We start from the raw sequence: 24,953 nt of genomic DNA on the forward strand, positions 1-24,953 counted from the left end.
GTGGCCAACAGTGACACGGCGTTAGCAAAAAGTGGCCTCGCCGACCCCATCGAGGCACCGCCAGCGACCAAACGAGCCGCAATCCCCCGTTCAGACCTGGGCAATCAGCGCGCGATAGCGTGAAACCCAATGATCACGAAAGAATCACGTTCTGTGCCGAACCCCGCTGGGCGAGGCCCCACCGCGCCCGCCGGCCGCCGACGCGGCCGGATCGCCGCGGCCGCGACGGCGGCGGCCGTGCTCGCCACGCTGCCGGCCGCGCTCGCCAGCTGCGGCTCGACCCAGGAACCGGCGACCGCCGCCAGCGGCAGCTGTCCGTCACCGGGCGTGTCCGGCGACACGATCAAGATCGGTCTGATCTACCCGGACACCGGAGGCCAGATCGCCGACAGCTTCCGGGACGTCCGCAGCGCGGTGCAGGCACGCGTCGACGCGCAGAACGCGGCCGGGGGCGTGCACGGCCGGACGGTCCAGATCGTCTGGCGCGACGACCAGTCCGACCCCGGGCTGTTCCGCACGGCGGCGCAGGATCTCGTCGACAACCAGAAGGTCTTCGGCCTCATCGTCGAGTCGATCGCGGCGGGCCCGACCGCGTCCTGGCTGGAGGCCAACGGCATCCCCGCGGCGGGGGTCGCGATCGGCGCCGGCCAGCACCGCAACCTCTTCTCGTTCGGGTCGCTGTTCACCGGCCAGAACGTCAACGTCGACACCTTCGGCCGGTACGTGCGGGCCGGCGGCGGAACCAAGGCCCTCGTCGTCGTCGACCCGTCGCAACCGGCGGCGGCCGGCCTCGTCGGCGTCTTCGGCCCCAGCCTGACCAGTCAGGGCGTGCAGGTCGCCGGCCAGGAGAACTACCCCGCCGGTGCCACCACCCCGGCCCACATCGTCGACGCGCTGCGCCACGCCGGCGCCGACACGCTGATCGGCGTGCTGAAGCCGGCCGACTTCGCCGACATCTACACCGCGGCCAAGACGGCCGGGGTCAAGCTCAAGGTCGCGCTGAGCGCCGCCGGCTACGAGCAGGACCTGCTCGACCAGCGGGGCGCGGCCCTCGCCGGCATGTCGGTGATCGTCGGCTACGCCTCGTTCGAGCAGGCGTCGCCCGCGATGACGGCCTTCCACAGCGCGATGGCGACCTACTCCCCCGAGTTGCAGGACCCGAACTCGGAGGCAGCGCTCTCGGCCTACGTCTCGACCGACGAGATGCTCAAGGGCCTCGACCTCGCCGGCGCCTGCCCGACCCGGGAGGGCTTCATCACCGGCCTGCACAAGGTCACCGACTACTCGGCCGGTGGCCTGATCGCTCCCACCGACCTGAGCAACCCGACAGCCGCGACGACGTGCTTCAACTTCGTGAAGGCCAACGCGACGGGGACCAGGTTCGAGCCGGTGACGCCGCCCGCCGGCAGCTCGGACGGGTTCTGGTGTGGCAAGCCGCTGAGCTAGCCACCGCCGGGGCCACCGGTTTCGGGGCTGGGAGAAACTCTTTTTCTCCCAGCCCCGAACACTTTCCCAGCCCGAACAGCGGGTCAGGCCGGGTCGAGCAGGCGGCCGTCCTCGTCGGCCAGCCCGCCGGCCTGCTTGACGTTGCGCAGCACCGGCGAGATCTCGCACGTCTGCACGCCGTCGAGCGCGCCGATCCGGCTGGTGGTGAAGGTGTACAGCTCGGCGAGGTCGTGGCACAGGACCGTGGCGACCAGGTTGTGCGGCCCGGAGGTGGCCGCCGCGAAACAGACCTCCGGAAGCGCCGCGAGCGTCTTGCCGGTCTCGTGCAGCACGGACGGGGTGACCCGCAGGTAGACGTGGGCGGCGGCGGTGTAGCCGAACCGGCGCAGGGCCAGGTCCATGTCGATGAAGACCGTGTTGGTGGCCAGCAGCGTGGCGAGCCGGCGGGTGATCCGCCCCTCGGTGATCCCGGCGGCGGCGGCGAGCTCGGCGTAGCTCGCCCGCCCGTCCCGGGCGAGCGCCGCGATGATCGCGCGGTCGGTCGGTTCGAGGCGGACCGGCGCGGACACGTCGCGGGCCGCCGGCAGCTCGGAGATGGCGGTGAGCGCGGCGGCCTCCTCGGCCGTCACGCAGCCGCTGAGGCCGTCCCAGTCGTCGGACCGGTCGCCGATGAAGATGTGCAGCACCACGGCGGCGTCGATGTCGAGGACGTGCGCGGTGCGCGGCAGCCGGCGGGTCAGCAGCGTCTCGCGCTGCTCGGCCGACAGCGACCGCATCGAGAAGACCAGCTCGGACCCGGCGGCCGCCAGTGACAGCCAGCGGACGTCGTCCCGGCGGGCGAGCGCGGCGGCGAGCGCCTCGGCGCTGTCGGGCCGGCACCGCACCCGGACCATCCACGGGTGCTGCCCGGCCACCTTGGGGTTGACCGTGGCGAAGATCCGCAGGAAGCCGTCCCGGCGCAGCGCGCGGTAGCGGCGGGCGACGGTCCGCTCGGGGAGGCCGAGGACGGACCCGAGCCGCGCGAAGCTGGCCCGCGGCGCCACCTGCAGGGCCCGTACGACCCGCTGGTCGTCGATGTCCATCACCACAGGGTCGAGGCGCGGCATGACGCTTTCCGGCGTCTGGGTCACCACCATGGACGGAAATCTACATCCTCGCGCCGAGGGCGGGGAATCGTCGGCGGCCGTCGGCAGACTGGTGCGCACCGCCGCGAGACCCGTCGCCGACGACGCCCGCGGCACTCGCCCAGGGGAGTGGTCGATGGAACGCAAGTGGTGGACGCTGGTGGTGGTCTGCGCGGCGACGTTCATGTTGCTGCTGGACATCACGATCGTCGTGGTGGCACTGCCGGACATCCAGCGAGCCCTGAAGACCAGCTTCAGCGACGTGCAGTGGGTCATCGACGCCTACTCGCTGACCCTGGCCGCGCTGCTGCTGACGGCCGGGTCGCTGGCCGACCGGTTCGGCCGGCGCAGGCTGTTCCTGATCGGCCTTGTGGTCTTCACCGCCGGCTCGCTGCTGTGCGCCGTGGCGACGAGCCCGCTCATGCTGATCGCCTCGCGGGCCGCGCAGGGCGTGGGCGGCGCCATCCTGTTCTCGACGTCGCTGGCGCTGCTGGCGATGAACTTCCACGGCAGGGAGCGCGGCGTCGCGTTCGGCGTCTGGGGCGCGGTGACCGGGGTGTCGACCGCGCTCGGGCCCATCCTCGGCGGCCTCATCACCAGCGGCATCAGCTGGCGCGGCATCTTCTGGGTGAACCTGCCGATCGGCGTCGCGGCGGTCGCGGTCACGCTCGTGAAGGTCGACGAGTCGCGGGCCCCGCACGCGCACCGGCCGGACTGGCCCGGCTTCGGCACGCTCACCGCCGGGCTGGTCTCGCTCGTCTACGGGCTGATCAGGGCCAGCGAGACGAGCTGGAGCGACACCGGGGTGATCATCTGCCTCGCGCTGGCCGTGGTGTTCCTCGCGGCGTTCGTCGTCGTCGAGGCGCGGGTGGCACATCCGATGTTCGACCTGTCGCTGCTGCGCATCCCCACCTTCCTCGGTGGATCGGTCGCGGCGTTCGCGATGAACGGCTCGCTGTACGCGATGTTGCTCTACCTGACGATCTACCTGCAGGACGACCTGGGCTACTCGGCGCTGCAGACCGGCCTACGGATTCTGATCCTGTCCAGCGCGGCCACGGTCGTCTCCATCGCATCGGGGCGGGCCTCGGCTTTCCTGCCGGTGCGCTGGCTGATCGGCAGCGGCCTTCTCCTGGTCGGCGCCGGGCTGCTGCTGATGTCGGGGCTGTCCGCGGGGAGCGGCTGGACGCACCTGATCGCGGGGTTCCTCGTCGCCGGGGCCGGCTCCGGCCTGGTGAACCCGCCGCTGGCCTCGACCGCGGTCGGAGTCGTGCACCCGTTCCGGTCGGGCATGGCCTCCGGGGTGAACACCACGTTCCGCCAGGTCGGGATCGCCGTCGGCGTCGCGGCCTACGGCTCGATCTTCACCGCCGTGCTGGCGCACGACCTCAGCCGGCGTCTCGACGGCGTGCCGGGCCTCGCCGGGCAGGGCGACCGGATCTCCGACGCGGTCCACTCCGGGGCGGCGGGCCAGGTCATCGCCACCGCGCCCGCCGCGGTGCGCGGGGACCTGGTCGAGGCGATCCACGCCAGCTTCGCCGGCGCCCTCAACGACCTGTTCGTCACCGCCGGCATCCTCGCGCTCGCCGGTGGCGTGCTCGCCCTGGTGCTCATCCGGGCGAAGGACTTCGCGGCCGTCGCCCAGCAGGGAGGCCAGCCGGCGGGAGGCGGCGGCCAGCCGCCGGTCCGGCCCGAGGCGGCCGCGTCCGCCTCGTGACCCCGGCTCGCTGACGCCGGGCCCGCCCGGGCGGGCCCGGCGTCAGCGGGTGGTGGCGACGGTGGTGCCGGTGGAACGCACGAGGATGCGGATGCGGTCGGCGCGGAACAGGTCGTGGGAGTGCTCGAACGGCTGCCCGTCCTGGTCGCGGGTGGTCCGGTCGAGGGCGAGCAGCGGGGCGCCCACCGCCGAGCGCAGCAGGACGGCCTCCTCGTCACCCGCCAGCACCACCTCGATCTGTTCGAGCGCCTCGCCGGGGCGGATGTCGTACTCCTCGGCGAACAGTTCGTAGAGCGATCCCCCCAGCGGCAGGTTGAACAACCCGGGGAAGCGGCGGGCCGGGAAGCAGGCGTTCTCCAGCGAGATCGGGCCGCCGTCGGCGAGCCGCAGCCGCACGATCCGGGCGACCGGGTCGCCGGGCTCCAGCTCCAGGGCCTTCGCGACGGTCTCGTCGGCCGGCTCCAGCGCCGCGCTGACGACCTGCGAGCCCGCGGTGAAGCCCTGGGTGCGCAGCAGCTCGGGGACGCCGACGATCCTGGTCAGGTCCCGCTCGACCTTGCGCGGCGCGACGAACGTGCCGCCGCCGCGGCCGCGGACCCGCAGGACGACGCCCTCCCGCTCCAGCGACGTGAGCGCCTGGCGCAGGGTCTCCCTGCTCACGCCGAGTGACGCGGCGAGGTCCCGCTCGCCGCCGAGGCGTTCACCGGGACGATGGGCGCCGTCCGTCACCAGGTGGCGCAGCCGTCGGCGCACGTCAGCGGCCGTCGGCCCCAGCGGGGCCCCGGACGGGTCGAAGTCGAGCGCCATCCGTCCAGTCTGACCGACGGTGACGGGCTGCCGGTCCACGTGGGCCGGCCCACCCGGAATATCCGCGAGATCGGCGGCGAGATCGACACGGCCCGGCGGGACGACAGCCGGGGCCGGGGCCGCCGTCGGCGCCGTCAGATCTCGTCCAGCGCGGCCGGGGACTCGGGCAGGATCTGCCCGCCGTCGACGACGATCGACTGGCCGGTGATGTAGGCGGCCTCGTCGGTGGCGAGGAACAGGGCCGCGTTGCCGATGTCCTCGACGTCGCCGAGCCGGCGCATCGGGATGACCGCCTCCGTCGAGCGCAGGTAGTCCTCGCCCTGCTCGCTGAGCCCCTCGGTGAGGATGTTGCCGGGCAGCACGGCGTTGACCGTGATCCGGTGCGGCGCCAGCTCGATCGCCGCGGTCCGCATGTAGCCGAGCATCGCGGCCTTGGACGCGCCGTAGTGGGCCCAGCCCGGGTAGCCGGTGAACGGACCGGTGATCGACGATGTCAGGATCACCCGGCCGTGCCCGGAGGCCTTCAGCGCCGGCAGGAAGGCCTGGACGGTGAGCAGCGCGCCCTTCACGTTGACGCCGAGCACGAGGTCGATGTCGGCCTCGGTCATGGCGTCGAGCGAGGCGGCGGGGAAGATCCCGGCGTTCGCGCAGACGATGTCGCAGCCGCCGTGCCGGCCGAGCACCTCCTCGGCCAGCCGGCCGGTGTCCGCCGCCGACGCGACGTCCCCGGCCACGTAGGACACGGTGCCCCCGGCCTTGCCGAGCTCAGCCGCCGCGGCCTCGGCGACGGCCGGGTCCCGGCCGGTGATCACCACGTTGGCGCCGGCGGCGGCGAACACCCGGGCGATGCCCTTGCCGATCCCCCGGCTGCCGCCGGTCACGACGACGGTCCGGCCCTCGATGGGCGTGAACACTAGGCGATCCCCTCTGGCAGCAGCGTCCCGGACAGGTAGGCCTCCGCGAGCTCCAGGCTCGCCCGCGCGTGCCCGGTGACGTCGTCGACCGCGTCGGCGTGCGGGTGGGTACCCAGCCAGGCGGTGAGCTGCAGCCGTCGGGCCATGAGGAAGGTCGCGACCATGGCCAGCTCGTCGGCGGTGAGCGGGACGTGGCGCCGGTAGGCGGCGAGCCACGCGGCGACGAGGTCGGGCATCACCGGGTGATGCTCGATGAACGACAGCGCGGCGGCCAGGTCGTACAGGTACCAGCCGAAGCCGCAGTCATCGAAGTCGATCACGGTGATGGCGCCGGCGCCATCGACCATGAGGTTCGCCAGCCGCATGTCGGCGTGGATCAGCCCGTAGCGGTCCGGGCCGGCGCCGAAGGCCGCCACCCGGCTCTCCACGACGACGGCGGCCCGGGTCATCAGGTCCCGCTCGGGCGCGGGCGCGCCGTGGCGGGGCGGCAGCGCGTCGCCACCGCCGGCCAGCGCCCAGGCGAGGCCGCTGCGCCAGTCGCCCCAGCGGGCGTGCGGGCCGATGGTCTCGGCCAGGTCCCACTCGAACCGGTCGAAGCCGGCCGGTCGGGCCCAGCGGCGGGCGTGCAGCTGCATCCGGCCGGCGATCTCGCCCAGCGTGCCGAACGCGGCGACGAGGCCGGCGGTGTCCCCCGGTTCGGGCGGGTAGCCGTCGACCCAGTCGAACAGCACCGCCTGCCGGTCGCCGACGCCCGGCGGCGTGAGGGTCGTGACGGCCTCCCCCGCGCGGTTCGGGACCACCGGCGGGGTGAGCACGACCCCCTCGGCACGCAGCGCCGCGACCCAGGCCAGCTCGCCCTCGATCTCGGCCAGCGTGTGGTACCCGGGCCGGTTCAGCCGCAGCGCGTAGCGACGGCCGGTACCCGGGTCGTCGACGCGGTAGGTGGCGTTCTCGGAGAGGTTCAGCAACGCCACCTCGGCGGACCCGAGGTCGTAGGCCGCGAGGATCTCCGGGAGCAGCGCGTCGAGCGCGCGCAGGTCGCCGGTCACGACGTCGGCGGCTCCGGCGCCGCTGGCCGCCGGGCCGGTCGCGGTCACCGGGCACCCGGCCACGGGCGGGCGCCGTCCAGCGGGGCCGGCCGGGCGTCCGCGTCGGAGCGGTCGGGGGCGAGCGCGACACCGGAGCGGGCGTCCGCGGCGGCGAGCCGGATGGCGGTGGCGGTGCGGTCGAGCAGGTCGGCGGCCAGCTCGTCGGTCACCAGCAGGCCTGGCTTGTACTGGAGCACCCGTGGGTCCAGCGCGGAGAACATCGCCCAGACCCCGTGCTCGTAGAGGCGGCGGGAGACGAACCGGGCGCCCTGCGGGTGGTCGAACCGCAGGCCGATGACCAGGCCGTCCTGGCGGATCTCGACCAGCCAGTCGGGGTCGTCCTTGGCGATCTGGGTGAGGCCCTCGGTGAAGGTCGTGATCAGGGTGTCGACCCGCTCCAGGGTGGCGGGGCGCTGGGTGATCTCCAGGGTGCGCAGCCCGACCACGCAGCCGAGATCCGAGCCGCCGCAGGTCGAGATGTGCGCGAAGCCGTCCTCCTCCAGCCAGCCGGCGGCGGCCGGGCCGAGGATGGTCGCCGAGATCGGGTAGATGCCGCCGGACAGCCCCTTGCCCGTCACCAGGATGTCCGGGGTGACGCCGTGCTTGGTGATGCACCACAGCGCACCGGTGCGCCCAAGACCGGACTGCACCTCGTCGGCGATGTAGAGGGTGCCGGCGGCGGCGCACATCTTCGCGACCTCGGCGAGGTAGCCGGGCTCGGGCATCACGAAGCCGGAGGTCGCCGGGATCGTCTCCAGCAGCACGGCGGCGACGTCGTGGCCGGCCAGCGCGGCGGCCATCGCGTCGAGGTCGTTGAACGGGACGCGCAGGAACTCGTCCGGCCGGGTGGCCAGGAACCGCTCGGCGTAGCGCTCGTTGCCGGCCGCGACCGCGAGGCCGGTGTGACCGTGGAACGCGCCGACGGCCGAGATGACCTTGCGGCGGCCGGTGGCGTAGCGGGCGGACTTCAGGGCGAGGTCGACGGCCTCGCCGCCGCCCACGCCGAACACGACCTTGCCGTCGGGGATCGGCCCCGAGGTGACCAGCTCCTCGGCCAGCGCCGCGCGGCCGAGGGCCGCGAAGTGATGGTTGCCGATGTCGAGGTGCTGGAGGGCTGCCGTGAGCGTCGCGACGAGCTCCGGGTTGCGATGCCCCAGGTTGTAGGTGCCGCCGTTGAGGTGCACGTCGACGAGCGTGTTCCCGGCGAGGTCGTGCAGCAGGTAGCCCTCGCGCTCGCCGATCACCAGCGGGGTGCCGGCGTCGGTCCAGAACCTGGTCTTGCCGGGGTTCCAGTAACGCTCGCTCGCCGCGAGCACGTCGGCCTTCGGCGTCGCCAGCAGCCGGTCGACCAGGTCGTCTCTCGGAACATCAGGGATGGCCACGGCACGACCGTAGCGTGGGCCGCGAGTCTGGTCTGGTAAAGGTACGTACCGTTTGTGTTTCGGCCACGTTGTGGCCTGTTTCCGCATGTGAAATGGTCTGACCCCACCTTGTGGCCGGGTAGCCGGAGGGGCCACGATCGCCCGAACACGCGCCAGCCGCCCGAGCGGCGGCGCACAGCGGGAGGTAGCCACAGGTGAGCGTTCAGAGCGAGGCCGCGCCTCCGGTAACGGCCGACACCGCCCAGGTGCAGCGGCTGAGGCCGGGGGCCGTCGGCCTTCTGGGAGTCCTGTTCATGGTGCTGGCGAACGCCGCACCGATCACAGCCATGACCGGCAACCTGCCGATCGTCGTCGGTTACGGCAACGGCACCCACGGACCGGCGTCGTTCCTCGTCGCGACGATCGTGCTGACGATCTTCTCCGTCGGCTACGTCGCGATGGCGAAGCACATCACCGCCACCGGCGCGTTTTACGGCTTCATCTCCCACGGCCTCGGCCAGGCGGTCGGCATGGCGTCCGGCTTCCTGGCGACCATGGCCTACGTCGTGTTCGAGGCGTCGCTGGTCGGCATCTTCGCGTCGTTCGCGAAGACGACGATGGTGACGGTGTTCCACACCGGGTCGATCTCCTGGATCTGGTACGCCCTGATCGCGGTCGCCGTCGCCGCGGCGCTCGGCTACTTCAACGTCTCGATCTCCGGCAAGGTCCTCGGGGTCTTCCTCAGCATCGAGGTCCTGTTGCTGCTGGCGATGAGCTTCGGGGTGCTGTTCACCGGTGGCGGACCGGACGGCCTGATGGCCGGCTCGATCAACCCGGTCGGCGCCTTCCAGGCCGGGCCGAGCAGCAAGGACGTCACGATGGTGGCCGGCCTCGGCCTGTTCTTCGCGTTCTGGTCGTGGGTCGGTTTCGAAACCACCGCCGTCTACGGCGAGGAGTCGAAGAACCCGAAGAAGATCGTCCCCCGGGCGACCCTGATCGCCGTCATCGGCCTCGGTGTGCTGTACACGTTCGTCTCGTGGATGGCGGTCGCCTACGCGGGCAGGACCGGCGCGGTCGACGTCTCCCAGAAGGACGCGTTCTCGCTGTTCTACGCGCCGACCAAGGACATGCTCGGCGGCTTCTTCCTGGACGTCTACAAGGTCATGACCTGCACCGGGTCGTTCGCCTGCGCCCTGGCGTTCCACAACGCCGCCTCCCGGTACCTGTACGCGATCGGCCGTGAGGGCCTGTCCGACGGGCTCGGCAAGACGCTCGGCGCCTCGCACAAGAAGCACGGCTCGCCGCACGTCTCCTCGCTCGTCCAGTCCGTGATCACGCTGGCCATCGTCCTGCTGTTCTTCTGGCTGCAGAAGCCGACCGACTCCGCCCCGGACGTCGCCTACACCCAGCTCTACGGCCTGATGGCGATCCTCGGCACGATGGCGATCCTGATCGTGCAGTCGATCTCGTCGATAGCCGTCGTCGGCTACTTCCATGTCCGCAAGATGCATCCGGAGACGGCCCGCTGGTACCGGACGCTGCTGCCACCGATCCTGGGCGCGGCAGGCATGGTCTACGTCGTCTACCTGCTGTTCCAGAACCTGAAGTTCGCCGCCGGCGCCGCGTCGGGCAGCCCGGTGTTCAAGGCGACGCCGTGGATCGTGATCGGCTTCTTCGTCCTGGGCCTGGCGGTCGCGATCGGCATCCGGCTGGCGAATCCGGCCAAGTACGCGACCATCGGCCGGATCGTGATGGAGGAGAGCCACGAACGGTCGCTCGAGGAGGCCGCCGTGGCCCCCGCGGGCGCCATCCCCGCCCAGCCCACCGGCGAGGCGACCGCCTAGCCCGTTCGGCCGGCCCGGCGCCCGCCCTATCCCGCGGCGGTCGCCGGGCCGGACCGGCAAGCTGGTAGACGGACCGGCCGTGGCGCCGACTGTCGGAGCTTGATCGCCGTTTCGGCCCTCCAGTGGTTGTCAGCCGGTCCCGGCTACGACCATCGGAGGGCCGAAACGACGATCAACACGAGGAGACCTACCGAGGGGAGCGGCCGTGGCGTTCCGGGCGACGGTGCGGGGCACCGGGTACGTCTTTCCCGACCTCGCGGCACTGCTGGCGAGGGCGAACGAGGAGAAGTCCGGCGACCAGCTCGCCGGCCTCGCGGCGAGCACCGCCACCGAGCGGGTCGCGGCGAAGCTCGCGCTCGCGGACGTCCGGCTGGCCGACATCCTCGCCACCCCGCTGATCGAGGACGCCGTCACCGAGCTGATCCTGACGTCGCACGATGCCGCGACCTTCACGGGCTCGGGGCTCGCGAGCCTCACGGTCGGGGAGTTCCGGGAGCTGATCCTCTCCCCCGGGTTCCCGGTGCTCTGGGCCGAGCGCGGGCTCGCGAACGCGGTCACCCCGGAGATGGCCGCGGCCGTCGCGAAACTGATGAGCGACAAGGATCTGATCACCGGGGCGAAACCGCTGCGGACCATCACGCGTTGCCGCAACACCATGGGCGAGGCCGGAGTCCTCGGCGTCCGGGTCCAGCCGAACCACCCGACCGACGACGTGGAGGGCATTCTTCTCTCCGCCCTCGACGGAATTCTCTACGGCTGCGGCGACGCCGTTCTCGGGGTGAACCCGGTCACGGAGTCGGTCGCCGGGGTGGGCGCCGTCCTGCACGGCCTGCAGGGGCTCATCCGCCGGTTGTCCCTGCCGACTCAGACCTGCGTGCTGGCGCACATCACCACCCAGCTCGCGGCACTCGCGGCGGGCGCTCCGGTCGACCTGCTGTTCCAGTCGATCGCCGGGACGGAGGCCGCGAACCGGTCGTTCGGCATCAGCCTGGACATGCTGGCCGAGGGCCGCGCGGCGGTGCTCGGGCATCACCGGGCCCGGCCCGGTGAGTTCATCGGCGAGAACGTCATGTACTTCGAGACCGGCCAGGGCTCGGCGTTGTCGGCGGACGCGCACGGCGGCCTCGACCAGCTGACCGTCGAGGCCCGGGCCCACGGCGTCGCCCGCGTCTACGAGCCGTTCCTGGTGAACTCGGTGGTCGGGTTCATCGGGCCGGAGTACCTCGCCGACGCCCGGCAGATCACCCGGGCCGGCCTGGAGGACCATTTCGTCGGCAAGCTGCTCGGCCTGCCGATGGGGATCGACGTCTGTTACACCAACCACGTCGACGCGGACCAGAACACCAACGACGACCTGCTGGTGCTGCTCGTGGCCGCCGGCTGCAACTTCGTCATGGGTGTTCCGGGGGCGGACGACGTGATGCTCAGCTACCAGTCGACCAGCTATCACGACGCCGCGGGAATGCGCGATCTGTTCGGCCTCTCGCCCACGCCCGAATACGGCGCCTGGCTGGAGGAGCGCGGTCTGCTGCGCGCGGGCCACCTCGCGGACCCCGGTCCCGACGTCGCCGCCGGGCTGTTGGCCGGACTGGACGAGGCGGTCGCGGCGGTCCCCTCGGCCCCGTCCGTGCGCGCCGCGCTGACGAGCGGCCAGTGACCGGCCCGGAGTCCGCCAGCGGGACGACGCCGACGCAGCAGCCAGCCGCGACCAGCGCGCCAACGGGCTCCGGTGGTTCCAGCGGCGATCTGGCCGCCAGCCCGGCAAGGATCGCGCTGGAGCGGCGGGTCCGGGCCGTCACCCCCGCGCGGCTGTTCCTCGGCCGGTCGGGCACGTCCTACCGCACGGCCGACCAGCTCGCGCTGCGCGCCGACCACGCGGCGGCCCAGGACGCGGTCCACGCCGCCCTTGACCTGGAGACCGGCCCGCTGGCGCCCTTGGTCGACAGCCTCGGCCTGTTCGCCGTCGACTCGGCCGCCGCCGACCGCGCCACCTACCTGCGCCGCCCCGATCTGGGCCGCGCCCTGTCCGCCGAGGCGCGTGACGAGGTGGCCCGCCGGTGCCCGCCGGCCGCCGACCTGCAGGTCGTCATCGGCGACGGCCTGTCCGTCGCCGCCGTCGACGCCCAGGTCCCGGCCCTGCTTCCCGCGCTGCTCGACGCCGCCCGCGAGGCCGGCTGGAGCGCCGGCCAGGTCTTCGCCGTCCGCAACGCCCGCGTCGGGCTCCTCAACGAGATCGGCGAGCTGCTCGACCCCGGTGTGGTCGTCCTGCTCATCGGCGAACGCCCCGGCCTCGTCACCGCGCAGAGCCTGAGCGCCTACCTGGCCTGGCGCCCCCGCCCCGGCCACACCGACGCCGACCGCAACCTCATCTCCAACATCCACCCCCGCGGCGTCGACGCCCCCTCCGCGGTCGCCCGCGTCCTCTCCCTGGCGACGGCGATGCGCGCCGCCGGCACCTCAGGCGTCCTCGTCAAGGAAGACCTCGGCCCCGCCGCGCTGGGCAGCTAACGCAGACCGTCGCGGCGGCCCGGCCAGCGTCGCGCACCCTGATCGCTCGCAGGCCAGCCGTGGCCTCTGGGGCCGGGTCCTTTCGTGGGACGGGACGGCTGCCAGTCGACGCCAGGTCGCCCTCGTCCCGAGACCGGCAAGATCGTTGTTTTCGCCCTCGCATGGCTGTAACCGAGGCGGTTTCGTGACCACCTGAGGGCCAAAACGACGATCAAGCACGCGGGCCGACCTCACCGCCGCGCCGGATTCCACCGTCCAGCTCGGCGACCCGCCACGGCCTACGTCGGTGGGTAGCGCCGGGTCGTCCAGGACGTTCCGACGCCGTCGGATCTGGCCGGCGGGTTGAGCGGCGTGGGCGGTGTCGCGGGATGGGTACCGGTTTGAGCGCAGTGGTGTAGGGTCGCCCCACCGCTGAGACTGGGCGTGGCTGGTAGTCAGGGGCAGGCCACCTCAGGAGAGGCGCGACAAGCGACCTGGTCTCTGCCACGGCGAGGTCCGGAAATTCTGCGTTCCCTCGGAGGTCTCGGGTGGCCGAACTGCGCGTCGACGTCGCGCACTCCGCGCGGATATACGACTACGTCCTGGACGGCAAGACGAACTATCCGCCGGACCGCGAAGCCGCCGAGCTTCTCATGGCCGCTTTCCCGAACACCCGGACCGCGGCTCGGCAGAACCGGGCGTTCCTGCATCGGGCCAGCCGCTTCCTCGCCGAGCGGAAGGGCATCGACCAGTTTCTCGACATCGGCACGGGAATCCCGACGTCCCCGAACCTGCACGAGGTCGTCCAGGCGGTCCGGCCGGCGTCGCGCGTCGTCTACGTGGACAACGACCCCATTGTCCTCGCGCATGCGCGCGCCCTGCTGACCAGCTCCGCCGAGGGCCGGACCGCCTATCTCGACGCGGATCTGAACCGGCCGGCCGACATTCTGACGAGCCCGGTGCTGAGCGGCACGCTGGATCTGTCCCGCCCGGTCGCGCTGTCGCTGCTCGCGGTTCTGCATTTCCTGCCCGACGCGGCCCAGCCGGGCGCTCTCATCGAGCGGCTGATGGCGGAACTGCCGACCGGCAGTTACCTGGTGATCAGCCACGCCACCGATGACCGTTCGACCCCGGACGCCACCCAGCGCCTCGTCGACCTCTACGGCAAACAGCAGATATCGATCCAGATGCGCAGCCGCGACGAGGTCGCGGCGCTGGTCCCGGCCGGAATGGAACTCGTCGAGCCGGGAATCACCTTCCTGCACCGCTGGCACCCGGACTCCGAAGCCGACCAGTACGCCGACGACGACGCTCCCCTGTACGGCCTGATCGCCCGGAAACTCTGACCGACGAGAAACTCTGACCGACGTCAGTCGGCCGGCGTGGCCGTCGTCGCGGTGACGAGTTCGAACGCGCGCCACATGGCGGCGTAACGGCCGGCGGCGGCGAGGAGCTCGGCGTGGGTGCCGGTCTCGGCGATGCGGCCGGCGTCGAGGACGACGATCCGGTCGGCGCCGCGGGCGGTCTGCAGGCGGTGGGCGATCAGGATCGTGGTGCGGGCCCGCGAGATCCGCTGCATGGCCGCCGTCACCCGGGCCTCGGTCGCGAGGTCCAGGTTGGAGGTCGCCTCGTCGAGCAGGAGGACGGCCGGGTCGACGAGCTCCGCGCGAGCCAGGGCGATGAGCTGGCGCTGGCCGGCCGACAGCGACCGGCCGCGCTCGGCGACCTCGTGCAGGTAGCCGCCGGACAGGGTCGCGATGAACTCGTGGGCGCCGACGGCCCGGGCCGCCGCCTCGACCTCGGCGTCGGTCGCCTCCGGCCGGCCGTAGGCGATGTTGTCCCGGATGGTGCCGGTGAACAGGAACGCCTCCTGCGGCACGTAGCCGAGCTGCTGGCGGAACGCCGGGAGATCGAGCCCGCGCAGGTCCTGGCCGTCGACCCGGACCGAGCCGGCGTCGGGGTCGTAGAACCGGGCGAGCAGCTTCATGACCGTCGACTTGCCCGCGCCCGTCTCGCCGACCAGCGCGACCGTCTCGCCGGCGCGGACCCGCAGGTCGACGCCGCGCAGCGCCTCCGGCGGCCGGGCCGCCCGGGCGGCCGCGGCGGCGGCCATCGTCCGGGCGTCCTTGCCGGGGGTCCGCGCCTCGGTCCAGCCGCGCTGGCCGAGCCCGGCGGCCACGGCCGCGGACGCCGTCGAGACCGGGCCGGTCGGGTAGGCGAACCGGACGTCGTCGAGGGTCAGCTCGCCGCGCAGCCGGGCAGGGACGATCGCGTCGGGTGCCGGCGGGGTGAGCGTGCGCAGCCGCATCAGCTCGGCGATCCGGCTGACCGACACCCTGGTCTGCTGCCAGGAGTCGAACACCTGGGACAGCTGCTGGATCGGCGAGAAGAACATGTCGATGTAGAGCAGGAACGCGATGAGCCCACCGGCGGTGAGGTTCCCGTGCGCGATGAGGGCCGAGCCGAAGCCGAGCACGATCGCGTCGGCGACCGACGACAGGAACTGGACGAACGGGAAGTAGGTCGCGACGATGCGCTGCGCGGCGACCCGCGAGTCCAGGTATGCCCGGCCGAGGCCGTGGAAGTGTTCGGTGGTGCGGGCCTCGTGCACGAACGCCTGCGCCTCGCGGACCCCGGAGATGGACTCCTGGAAGTCCGCGTTGACGATCGCGATCCGTTCCCGGGACAGGTCATACAGCCTGGCCGCCCTGCTGCGGAAGGGGATGGTCGCGATGACGAGCGGGATCACCACTGTCAGGGTGAGCAGGCCCAGCTCCAGGTTCATCACGACCAGCGCGACGCCGACGCCGACGAAGGTCACCAGCGCGACCAGCGCGGCCAGCAGGCCGGTCTCGATGAGCGCCTCGAACTGGTCGACGTCGGTCGTCATCCGGGTCATGATCCGGCCGGACATCTCACGCTCGTAGTAGTCGAGCGAGAGCCGCTGCAGCTGGGCGAAGACGCGGATGCGCAGCGAGAGCATGATCCGCTCCGCGGCCCGGCCGGTCACGAACGTCTCGCCGATCTGGTCGGCCCAGTCGACCAGCGTCAGCGCCAGGAACAGCACCGAGGCGACCCACACCGCGGCCATCGAGCCCTCGGTGACACCCCGGTCGACGCCGATCTTCACGAGGGTGGGCCCGGCGAGGCCGATGACGGCGTCGACGACGACGAACAGCAGGCCGAACAGCATCGGCCGGCGGAATCGGATCAGCAGCCGGCGCAGGCTGAAGTCGGGGTCGGGCCCGCCCTCGGTGGCGAGGTCGACGGCCGCGACGTCCCCGATCGGCGGCAGCGCGTCGACCCGGGCGAGCAGTTCGGGGGTCGGCGCGAGGTTCAGCCGCCAGGTGCCCCCGGCCGCGCCGCGGGCGGCGCCGCCACCGAGCCCGGCGCCGAGCCCACCGCCGGCGAGCAGCTGGGCCCGTTTGCCCGCGGCGGTCGCGGCGCCGGCCCGGCCGGCGGACTGCTGGGCCTTGGCCGCGTCCCAGGCGTCGGCCGTCGTCGTGATCGCGGCGGTCCCGGAGATCGCCGCGAACGCCTCGACGCTGTCGCCGAGCTGGGCGGCCAGCGCCGGGTCGAGGCCGGAGAGCAGCTCGCGGTAGAGGGAGCTGCGCTCGGACAGCTCGTCGTGGGTGCCCTGGTCGACGACCCGGCCCTGGTCGAGGACCACGACCCGGTCGGCCAGGTGCAGGGTGGACACCCGGTGGGCGACCAGCACCGTGGTCCGCCCCGGCAGCACGTCCCGCAGGGCGTCGTGGATGGTCGCCTCGGTCCGGGCGTCGACGGCGCTGGTCGCGTCGTCGAGCACGAGGATCCGCGGGTCGGCAAGGATCGCCCTGGCCAGCGCGACCCGCTGGCGCTGCCCACCGGACAGCGACAGGCCGCGTTCGCCGACGACGGTGTCGTAGCCGAGCGGGAGGCCGACGATGAAGTCGTGCGCGCCGGCGGCGCGGGCCGCCGCCTCGACCTGCTCCTGGGTCACGCCCTGTTCCTGAGTGACGCCCTGTTCCTGAGTGACGCCGCCGCCGGCCCGGCCGTAGGCGATGTTGGCGCGGACCGTGTCGGAGAACAGGAAGCTCTCCTCGAACGCGAACCCGACCTGGCGGCGCAGCGAGGCGAGCCGCACGTCGCGCAGGTCGTGGCCGTCGAGCGTCACCCGGCCCGCGTCCGGGTCGTGGAACCGGCCCAGGAACGCGGCCACCGTCGACTTGCCGCTGCCGCTCGGCCCGATGATCGCGACCCGCTCGCCGGCGCCGATCCGCAGATCGAAGCCGCGCAGCACCGGCGGGCCGTCGGGGTAGGCGTACTCGACGTTCTCGAAGACGATCTCGCCACGGACCGGGCCGAGCTCCACCGCGTCCGGCCGGTCGGCGATCGAGGCCGGGAGCTCCAGCAGCTGGAAGATCCGTTCGACGCTGGCCCGGGCCTGCTGGCCCATCGTGAGGACACCGGCGAGCTGCCGGGCCGGCGAGGTGAACTGGGCGACGTAGGTCGAGAACGCGAGGAACGTGCCGATCGTGATCGAGCCGCGGACGGCCATCCAGCCGCCGAGGGCGAGGATCGCGACCTGGGCGAGCGCCGGCACCGCCTCCAGCAGCGGCCCGTACCGGGACTTCATCCGGACCGCGCGCATCCGCGAGCCGTAGAGAGTGCCGGTCGCGGCGGCGAGCCGGCGCAGCTCCCGCTCCTCCTGGCCGAACGCCTTCACCACCCGGACGCCGTTGACGTCCTCGTCGACGATCTGCGCGACGTCGCCCTCGCGCTGCTGGGCGTCCCAGCTCGCCGGGAACACCCGGGTCCGCAGCCGGTAGGAGACGGCGACCAGCGCGGGCGCGACGACCAGGCCGACGACGGCGAGGCCGGGCGCCAGGATGAACATGACGATCAGCGAGCCGAGCATCATCAGCAGGTTGCCGGACAGCAGCGGCAGGAACATCAGCAGGCCCTGGACCAGCGCCGAGTCCGAGTTCGCGCGGGCGACCAGCTGGCCGGTGGGCATCCGGCTCAGGTTGTCCTGGTCCATCGTCAGCAGATGGTCGTGCATGGCGTTGCGCAGGTCGTACTGGACGGCGAGGGCCGCCTTGCCGCCGTAGTAGCGCCGCAGGTGGGCGAAGCCGAAGCTGGTGATCGCGACGGCGATCAGGAGCAGCAGCCATGGCCACAGCGGTGCGCTGCGCTGGACGATCACCCCGTCGACGATCTGGCGCGCCACCAGCGGCACGAAGGCCTGGGACCCGCTGCCGAACACCGACCCGACCAGGGCCAGCGCGACGGCGCCCTTGTGCCGCAGCAGGCAGCCCCACAGCCGCCGGATCCAGCCGGGCCCCTGCGGCGCGGCCGGCTCGTCTAACCGGGGCGGTTCGGTGACCGGCGGCCGGGCGGCGGCTGGCCCGGCGGCGGCGAGGTACCGAGCGTCCCCAGGGTTCGTGGTCATCGACACTCCGTAGCTCGGGATTCGGTAGCTCGGGTTCGGCGGCTCGGGTTCGGCAGTTCAGGCTCGCCGTGTGAGTCCCCGAGCGGCGGCGCGGTCGGCGAGGTAGCCGTCGACGGCGCCGTCGAGTGCCCGCAGGGCGTCGAGGACGGCCGCTGGTTCGGGGGTCCGGGCGGCGAGCTCGCCGAGACGGTCGAGCATCGCCCGCTCGGCCGCGTCGAGGACGGCCCGGCCGTCGTCCGTGAGCCGCAGCGCGGCGGCGCGCTGATCGTCGTCGACGGCGGCGCGGGTCAGCAGGCCGCGTTGACGCAGCGACTCGACGGTGGCGCTGATGGTCGGCTTGCCGAGCGCGAGCCGGGCCGCGATCCGCGACGCTCGCTCGTCGCCGGCCGCGACGGAGGCCAGCACCCGGTACTGCGCCAGGCTCAGCTCCCCCGACGCCCGCTCCAGGACCCGTGCCGCGCCAACCAGCGCGCGCACGGCCGCGGCGGGCACGACCGCGGCGGGCGTTTCGACCGGCGCAGGCGTCTCCATGTCCCCGACGTTACCAAATTAGTTCGGGTAACGAACCAGATCGTCACGGGGAAAGCCTGCTGGCACCAGGTGCCGGCCCAACCTGGGCCAGGCCGGGCCGGGTTGGTGCTGGGTTGGTGCTGGGTTGGTGCTGGGCCGCGCCTGCGCGGGGTTCGGCGAAACCCCCGCGCGGCGGGCCACCGGGCCGGTCAGTCGTTCTGGTCGCCCAGCTTCTCGACGAAGTCCTGGGCCTTGTCGACCCCGGTGTCGATGTGGTCGCTGTACTTGCCGCCGGTCTTGTCGTCGACCAGGTCGCCGGCCTTCTCCAGGCCGCCCTTGATCGCGTCAGCGTGGTCGCCGGCCAGGTCCTCGGCCTTGTCCTTGAGATCGCCGAGGTTCTTCAGGTTGTCGAACATGCGTGGGCCTCTCTCCGTACGGCTGCGAACGCGGCACAAGTGAGCCTATGGAAGCCTGGCGGGCCCGATGCCCGATCCAGCGTCTGATCAGCCGGTTCACCGCGTCCCCGCAGGCACGAACGGGCGTGGGCACCCGGCCGTGGTCAGGCCCCGAGCAGGGTGGCGAGGAGCCGGCCCGCGGCACCGGTGTCGGCGGTGACCCCGGCGAGCACCTCGGCCCGGTACTCCAGCCGCGGCTCGGCGACCGGGACGGCGGCGACGTCGGCGCGGCCGGCGACCGCCCAGGCCGGCAGCAGGACGAGGCCGGCGCCGGCCGCGACGAGCGCGGCGAGGCCGGCGAGGTCGGTGCCCGCGTAGACGGCGCAGTGCGGCAGCCGTTCGGCGCCGACGGCGCGACGGACGTCGGCCGCAGAAGCCGCCGCCGCGGGCGCGTCCAGCCAGCGGGCGTCGGCGAGGTCGGCGAGCCGCAGGCCGGGGCGGCGGGCGAACGGATGGTCGGCCGGCAGGATGACGCTGACCGGGTCGACGGCGATCTCCACCGCGCGCAGCGGGCCGACGTCCGGCAGCCGCAACGGGTCGCCGGGCGTGGCGAGGCCGACGGCCAGGCCCAGCTCGCAGGCACCGCGCGCCACGTCGATCGCGACCGCGTCCAGGGCGGCCACGGTGATCGTGACGTCGAGGCGTGGCATCGAGCCCATCGCCGCGCCGAACGCGGCCGCGAGCCGGGGCATGGCGAGCGGGCAGGCGGCGACCCGCAACTGGTCGGGCGGGCCGCCGGCCGCGCGCAGCACGTCGGCGCGGGCGGCGGACGCCCGCAGCAGCAGCGGCTCGGCGTGCTCGAGCAGCCGCGCGCCGGCGGCGGTCGTGGCGACCGGCCGCCGGGTCAGCAGGGCCGCGCCGCCCAGCGACGCCTCCAGCGCGGCGATCTGCTGGGACACGGCGCTCTGGGTGTAGCCGAGCTCCCGAGCGGCCGCCGAGAACGAGCCGGAGCGGGCGACCGCGGTGAAGGTACGAAGCAGCACCAGGTCCACCAGGCCAGTCTCGCCGACATCAGCGCCGCTTATCGAGGGACCAGCGATTATCGTTGGACCTGAACCGGCCGGCTGCCCAGCATCAGGGCATGGCCTCCTCGACCAGCAGCCCCTTCACCCCCGCCGCCACGCCCGTCTCCGCCACCGCCCGGGTCGCGCTCGTCGGAGACCGGTCCGCCGACGTCGCCGCGCACGGGCGGATCCCGGCGATCCTGCGCCAGTTGCGCGACCGCGACGGCCTCGTCCTCGACGCCTACTGGGTGCCGACCCCGGACGCCGCCCAGCCGGGCCTGCTCGACGGCTTCGACGCCGTCTGGCTGCTGCCCGGGAGCCCCTACGTCGACGAGGCCGGGGCGGTCGAGGCCGCCCGGCACGCGCGCACCAACCGGGTGCCGTTCCTTGGCACCTGCGGCGGTTTCCAGCACGCGGTGGTCGAGTTCGCCCGCAACGTCGCCGGGCTCCCGGACGTCGGGCACGCCGAGGTCGACCCGGACGCGGCGGACCACGTCGTCGTGCTGCTGGCCTGCTCGCTGAAGGGGCACGAGGCGGCGGTGCGGATCGAGCGCGGCTCGCTGGCCGAGTGGGTCTTCGGCGTCGAGCGGTCGGTCGAGCGCTACCACTGTTCCTACGGTGTCTCGGCCGAGCATCTGGACCGGCTGCGGGCGGCGGGGCTGCGGTTCAGCGGCGTGGACGAGGCGGGCGACGCGCGGGTGCTGGAGCTGGCCGACCACCCGTTCTTCCTGGCGACGCTGTTCCAGCCGGAGCTGGCCTCCGACCAGCCGCGGGTCCATCCCGTGATCCGGGCCTTCGCGACCGCCGCCATCTCCCAGGCCGCCCGGCTGCGGACCGCGAAGCACGCGGCCCTCTCCGACCTGGTCGCCTGATCGGCCCGGGCCCGGCCGGATAGGTTCCCGAGAGGGCACCCGACGGGCGGGACATCGATGAGTGACGTGATAGGCCAGGCGCGTGGCCGGGCCGGCGAGTTCCTCGTCCGCGGTGCCTTTGTGCTGACGATGGCCGGGCTGCCCGGCCCGGGTTCGCGGGACCGCGCGCCGGGCGTGCGGCTCGACGGCGTGATCGCGGACGGGGCGGTGCACGTCCGGGACGGGGCGATCGCCGCCGTCGGGCCGTTCGCCGAACTGGCCACGGCGCGGCCCGGCGTGCCGGTCCACGGGGACGGGACCGGCGTGGTGCTGCCCGGCCTGGTCAGCACCCACACCCATCTGTCCGAGGCGCTCGCCACCGGGATGGGCAGCGAGCTGTCCCTGTTCGAGTGGGGGGCGGAGATCGTCGGACCGCTCGGTACTGTCCTGACCCGCGCGGACGCGGCCGAGGGCACGGCGCTGCGGGCCGTCGAGATGCTGCTGTCCGGCGTCACGACCGTCAACGACATGTTCTGCCACGCCAACATCGGCTCGCGGGCGAGCCTCGGTGTGGTCGACGGCCTGGTCCGCGCGGGCCTGCGTGGCGTCGTGTCGTACGGAGCCGAGGACACGATGGCACCGGGCGCCGAGAACCCGGAGCGGGCCGCCGAGATCATCGAGGACGTCGTCGCCGAGCAGCGGGAGCTCGCCGCCGCGGCGGCCGGCGCGCCGCTGCTGCAGTTCCGGTACGGCATCGGGACCCTGCTCGGCCAGTCCGACCCGCTGCTGGAGCGGGGCGTCGCGCTGTGCCGGGAGCACGGCTGGGCGGTGCACACCCACCTCGCCGAGGTGCGCGAGGAGGTGACGATGGCCCGGCTGCGCTGGGGCCACCGCACCGTCGAGCACGCGCACCGGCTCGGCTACCTGGAACGACCGCTGATCGCCGGGCACTGCGTGTGGCTGACCGAGGCCGACATCGCGCTGCTCGTGGCGCACGGGGTCGCGGTCGCGCACAACCCGGTGGCGAACATGATCCTCGGCTCCGGGGTCTGCCCGGTGCCTCGGCTGCGGGCCGCCGGCCTCGCGGTCGGCATCGGGACCGACGGGGCCGCGTCCAACGACAGCCAGGACATGCTGCAGGCGGTCAAGGCCGCGGCCCTGCTGCAGAAGGTGCACCATCGGGACGCCCTGGTCATCGACGCCCTCGACGTGCTGGCGATGGCGACGATCGACGGCGCCCGTGCCCTGGGCCTCGACCACCTCGTCGGCAGCCTGGAGCCGGGCAAGCGGGCCGACCTGGTGCTGCTCCAGGACACCGTCGACATCGCCGTGCTGCACGACCCGATCGGCCAGGTCGTCTACGGGGCCTCGCCGCGCTCGGTGCGCGACGTCTGGGTCGACGGACGCCAGGTCGTCGCCGACCACGCCTGTGTCACCGTCGACGAGCGGGCCCAGATCGGGCGGTGCCGTCCGCTGGCGGCCCGGCTCGCCGCCGCGGCCGGGCTCGTCGCGGCCGGCCACGCCACCGCGCCGCCGGCCCGCACCCCCTGACCTGGCCGGTCACGGCGGCCGTAGCCGATCAGGTCACGCGAGCTCATCTGCCTCCCCCCGGCCGGCCCTGGTCGACCAGATCCTCGCCGAACCCCGCCTCGGATGTCCGCCCGAGGCCGTCCGCGAGCAGCCGCGGCCGGGGCCGGAGGAAGGTCTGGCGGCCGGCCTTCCAGCCGGCGAGCGGCTGGACGCACTCGCGCAGCGCCGTGACCGGGTCGGGGGCGTCGAGCAGCACGACGTCCGCGGACGCTCCCACCTCGATCCGGCGGGCGCCGCCGACGATCGCCTCCGCCGCCGCGCTCACCATCCCGAAGACCGACCGCAGGTCGTCGTCGGTCTCCAGCTGGCCGACGATCGCGTACAGGTTCGCCATCCGCAGCAGGTCGGCGTCGCCGAACGGGGTGAACGGGTTCACGACGTTGTTCGTCGCGACCGCCATCGCCAGGCCCGGCACCTGGGTCGCGACCGCCGGGGCGACACCCCGCGGGACGAGCCGTTCGGCGTCCCGGCCGGAGAGGAACAGGTCGGTGGCGGGCAGCACGACCAGCCCGATCCCCGCGTCGGCGAGGCGGCCCGCCACCGCGAGCCGGTCCGCCGGCGCGAGCGCCGACAGTTTCGTGACATGGCCGACCGACGTCCGGCCGCCCCAGCCATGCCGCCGCGTCTCGGCGACGACCAGCGACAGGTGCTCCCAGGACGGGTCCAGGTCGAAGTCGACGTGGAAGTCGACCGGCACGTCGAACTCCACCGCGAGATCGAAGATCGCCCGGACGTGGGCGCCCGGGTCGGCGTCCGTGTACGGGCAGCCACCGACCTCGTCCGCGCCCTGCTCCAGGGCACGGCGCAGCAGGCCGAGCGTCCGCGGAGCCTGGGTCGTACCGTCCTGCGCGAACGCGGACAGCCTCAGGTCGACGGCGTGCGCGTACTCGTCCCGCAACGCCGCCAGCGCCTCGAACGAGCGCAGGCCCGCGTCCGGGTCAACCTCGACGTACGAACGCATCCGGGTGGTGCCGTTGACGATCGCCCGGCGCAGCACCCGCGCCGCGCGGTCGCGGACATCCTCGACGGTGAAGCCACGCTTGGCCGCCCGCACCTGAGCGACGGCCTGGGCGAGGCCGGCGCCGCCGCGACAGCGATCGAGGATGTGCGCCTTGTCGAGGTGGACGTGCGCGTCCACGAACCCGGGGAACGCGAACGCCCCGCCCGCGTCGAACACCGCTGGGCCGTTGGCGTCGGTGGTGCCGGTGCGGGAGTCGGGGGCGGTGCCATTGGCGGTGCCGTCGTCGGGATCGCTGGGATCGGTGGCGGTGCCGCGACCGCCGAGCCGCGGCCGGGTGTACCGGTCGCCCGGGTATCGGGTCGGCTCGATCGCGGCGATGAGGCCGTCACGCAGGATGAGGTCGACCGGCGGGCCGGCCACGCCCGCGCCGCCGGTCCGGGCGGCACCGGAACCTGCCTGAACCGCGAGCCGGACGTCACGGATGACGACCTCCGAAGGCCCCACGTCACGGCCCTGCGTGCCGAGGGTCGTCACGGGCCGTCCGGCTGCTGCGCGGCCTGTCTCCTGCCGCCCGCGCCTCGTTCGGATGCCTGGTCGCCGTGTCGCCCGGGCTCTGGTCGCCGGGTCCTTCTGGTCCCTGGTCGTTGCGTCGCTCCGTGGGCCGGTCGACGCCGTTCCCGGGAGTAGGCCAGCTCGGGCGGATCAGGCTGGCGGGACCCATGCCGGCCACCGTAGGCGAGCCCGATGACGGGCCAGTTTCGGCAGCCGTGCGGGGGCTGTTTCGCCGACCCGCTCTCCAGCGGAGCTACATCCGCACCGCGGCGGCCAGCTCGGCATGGTTCCCGCGGGCGAGCGTGCCACCGATGTCGTGCAGCTTGATCGGCGTTTCCGCCCTCTGGTGGCCACGAAACGAACCCAGTAACAACCACCGGAGGGCCGAAACGCCGATCATGGAGACGAGCCGCCGCGAGGAACGGGCTTCGGGCGCTTCCCGTCGAATCCCGACCAGGCGTCTTGCTCCACGGGGCAGTTTGCTCCACGGGGCAGTCTCTAAGCGCGACGTGCGGGTCCGAGGCCGGGCCTGGCAGGCTTCGCGGGCGGGGTGCCGAGCCGCAAAGAAAAAGAGGGTGGAAATGGGGAACGCCCCCGCACCGGTGGTGTGGGGGCGTTCCCGAAGGGTATTTCGGCGGTGTCCTACTCTCCCACCCGGTCTCCCGGGCAGTACCATCGGCGCTGGGGAACTTAGCTTCCGGGTTCGGAATGGGACCGGGCGTACCCTCCCCGCTAAAACCACCGAAAAACTGTTGAGTTATCGGCACCTCACCCCAACCACACCCCACACGTGGGGGGGTTGGGGGTG

The 24,953-nt window shown here is 73.1% G+C and carries 18 protein-coding genes and 1 rRNA gene; 8 read left to right on the top strand and 11 right to left on the bottom strand.

Features of this window, described 5'->3' with window-relative positions; genetic code table 11:
• Positions 1-153 precede the first annotated feature (153 nt).
• Positions 154-1,446 (top strand): ABC transporter substrate-binding protein, encoded by a 1,293-nt coding sequence (locus FRAEUI1C_RS23340; protein WP_232425097.1) that lies wholly within the window; start codon positions 154-156, stop codon positions 1,444-1,446.
• Between the two features lie 83 nt (positions 1,447-1,529).
• Here the strand turns inward: FRAEUI1C_RS23340 and FRAEUI1C_RS23345 are convergent, their stop codons facing one another.
• Positions 1,530-2,582, bottom strand: coding sequence for an Lrp/AsnC family transcriptional regulator (locus FRAEUI1C_RS23345; RefSeq protein ID WP_013425817.1), 1,053 nt, complete (start codon positions 2,580-2,582; stop codon positions 1,530-1,532).
• A 124-nt stretch (positions 2,583-2,706) separates the two neighbouring features.
• Here FRAEUI1C_RS23345 and FRAEUI1C_RS23350 point away from each other — a divergent pair, with 124 nt between their 5' ends.
• The gene (locus tag FRAEUI1C_RS23350) at positions 2,707-4,287 is read left to right on the top strand and encodes an MFS transporter (RefSeq protein WP_013425818.1); all 1,581 of its coding nucleotides are present in this window, start codon (positions 2,707-2,709) and stop codon (positions 4,285-4,287) included.
• A 42-nt stretch (positions 4,288-4,329) separates the two neighbouring features.
• Here the strand turns inward: FRAEUI1C_RS23350 and FRAEUI1C_RS23355 are convergent, their stop codons facing one another.
• From FRAEUI1C_RS23355 to FRAEUI1C_RS23370, 4 genes are all read right to left on the bottom strand, one after another.
• On the bottom strand, positions 4,330-5,094 hold the full coding sequence (locus tag FRAEUI1C_RS23355; protein WP_041261298.1) for a GntR family transcriptional regulator: 765 nt from the start codon (positions 5,092-5,094) through the stop codon (positions 4,330-4,332).
• Positions 5,095-5,228: 134 nt separating this feature from the next.
• Complete coding sequence (fabG, locus tag FRAEUI1C_RS23360) at positions 5,229-6,008, bottom strand: 3-oxoacyl-ACP reductase FabG (RefSeq protein WP_013425820.1); 780 nt, start codon at positions 6,006-6,008, stop codon at positions 5,229-5,231.
• Positions 6,008-7,105: a phosphotransferase enzyme family protein gene (locus FRAEUI1C_RS23365; RefSeq protein ID WP_013425821.1), complete on the bottom strand. Its 1,098-nt coding sequence runs from the start codon at positions 7,103-7,105 to the stop codon at positions 6,008-6,010. Before FRAEUI1C_RS23365 ends, fabG begins: the two co-directional genes overlap by 1 nt.
• On the bottom strand, positions 7,102-8,478 hold the full coding sequence (locus tag FRAEUI1C_RS23370) for an aminotransferase class III-fold pyridoxal phosphate-dependent enzyme (protein ID WP_013425822.1): 1,377 nt from the start codon (positions 8,476-8,478) through the stop codon (positions 7,102-7,104). Before FRAEUI1C_RS23370 ends, FRAEUI1C_RS23365 begins: the two co-directional genes overlap by 4 nt.
• A 194-nt stretch (positions 8,479-8,672) precedes the next feature.
• Between FRAEUI1C_RS23370 and FRAEUI1C_RS23375 the strand changes: the two genes are divergently transcribed.
• From FRAEUI1C_RS23375 to FRAEUI1C_RS23390, 4 genes are all read left to right on the top strand, one after another.
• Positions 8,673-10,301: an APC family permease gene (locus FRAEUI1C_RS23375; protein ID WP_013425823.1), complete on the top strand. Its 1,629-nt coding sequence runs from the start codon at positions 8,673-8,675 to the stop codon at positions 10,299-10,301.
• A gap of 205 nt (positions 10,302-10,506) precedes the next feature.
• Entirely contained in the window at positions 10,507-11,958 is a 1,452-nt protein-coding gene (gene eutB, locus FRAEUI1C_RS23380) for an ethanolamine ammonia-lyase subunit EutB (protein WP_013425824.1), read from the top strand.
• The gene (gene eutC, locus FRAEUI1C_RS23385) at positions 11,955-12,809 is read left to right on the top strand and encodes an ethanolamine ammonia-lyase subunit EutC (RefSeq protein WP_013425825.1); all 855 of its coding nucleotides are present in this window, start codon (positions 11,955-11,957) and stop codon (positions 12,807-12,809) included. Before eutB ends, eutC begins: the two co-directional genes overlap by 4 nt.
• A gap of 527 nt (positions 12,810-13,336) precedes the next feature.
• On the top strand, positions 13,337-14,134 hold the full coding sequence (locus tag FRAEUI1C_RS23390; protein WP_013425826.1) for an SAM-dependent methyltransferase: 798 nt from the start codon (positions 13,337-13,339) through the stop codon (positions 14,132-14,134).
• 23 nt (positions 14,135-14,157) lie between these two features.
• Here FRAEUI1C_RS23390 and FRAEUI1C_RS23395 read toward each other — a convergent pair whose 3' ends face one another.
• The 4 genes from FRAEUI1C_RS23395 to FRAEUI1C_RS23410 form a co-directional block, all read right to left on the bottom strand.
• The gene (locus FRAEUI1C_RS23395; RefSeq protein WP_013425827.1) at positions 14,158-18,222 is read right to left on the bottom strand and encodes an ABC transporter ATP-binding protein; all 4,065 of its coding nucleotides are present in this window, start codon (positions 18,220-18,222) and stop codon (positions 14,158-14,160) included.
• Positions 18,223-18,279: 57 nt separating this feature from the next.
• Positions 18,280-18,753, bottom strand: coding sequence for a MarR family winged helix-turn-helix transcriptional regulator (locus tag FRAEUI1C_RS23400; protein ID WP_013425828.1), 474 nt, complete (start codon positions 18,751-18,753; stop codon positions 18,280-18,282).
• A 188-nt stretch (positions 18,754-18,941) separates the two neighbouring features.
• The gene (locus FRAEUI1C_RS23405; protein ID WP_013425829.1) at positions 18,942-19,148 is read right to left on the bottom strand and encodes an antitoxin; all 207 of its coding nucleotides are present in this window, start codon (positions 19,146-19,148) and stop codon (positions 18,942-18,944) included.
• Positions 19,149-19,291: 143 nt separating this feature from the next.
• Positions 19,292-20,179 (bottom strand): LysR family transcriptional regulator, encoded by an 888-nt coding sequence (locus FRAEUI1C_RS23410; RefSeq protein ID WP_041259619.1) that lies wholly within the window; start codon positions 20,177-20,179, stop codon positions 19,292-19,294.
• A gap of 89 nt (positions 20,180-20,268) precedes the next feature.
• On the opposite strand from FRAEUI1C_RS23410, the gene FRAEUI1C_RS23415 reads away from it, so the two are divergent.
• Entirely contained in the window at positions 20,269-21,063 is a 795-nt protein-coding gene (locus FRAEUI1C_RS23415) for a CTP synthase C-terminal region-related (seleno)protein (RefSeq protein WP_013425831.1), read from the top strand.
• Between the two features lie 57 nt (positions 21,064-21,120).
• A complete protein-coding gene (locus FRAEUI1C_RS23420; RefSeq protein WP_013425832.1) occupies positions 21,121-22,593 on the top strand; it encodes an amidohydrolase family protein in 1,473 nt (490 codons plus the stop codon).
• 43 nt (positions 22,594-22,636) lie between these two features.
• On the opposite strand, the gene FRAEUI1C_RS23425 is transcribed toward FRAEUI1C_RS23420, so the two are convergent.
• A complete protein-coding gene (locus FRAEUI1C_RS23425) occupies positions 22,637-24,127 on the bottom strand; it encodes an amidohydrolase family protein (RefSeq protein ID WP_013425833.1) in 1,491 nt (496 codons plus the stop codon).
• A gap of 647 nt (positions 24,128-24,774) precedes the next feature.
• Positions 24,775-24,891, bottom strand: a 5S ribosomal RNA gene (gene rrf / locus FRAEUI1C_RS23430).
• Between the last annotated feature and the right edge of the window lie 62 nt (positions 24,892-24,953).

The sequence above is a fragment of the Pseudofrankia inefficax genome (genome assembly GCF_000166135.1).
GTDB classification, from domain to species: Bacteria; Actinomycetota; Actinomycetes; order Frankiales; family Frankiaceae; genus Pseudofrankia; species Pseudofrankia inefficax.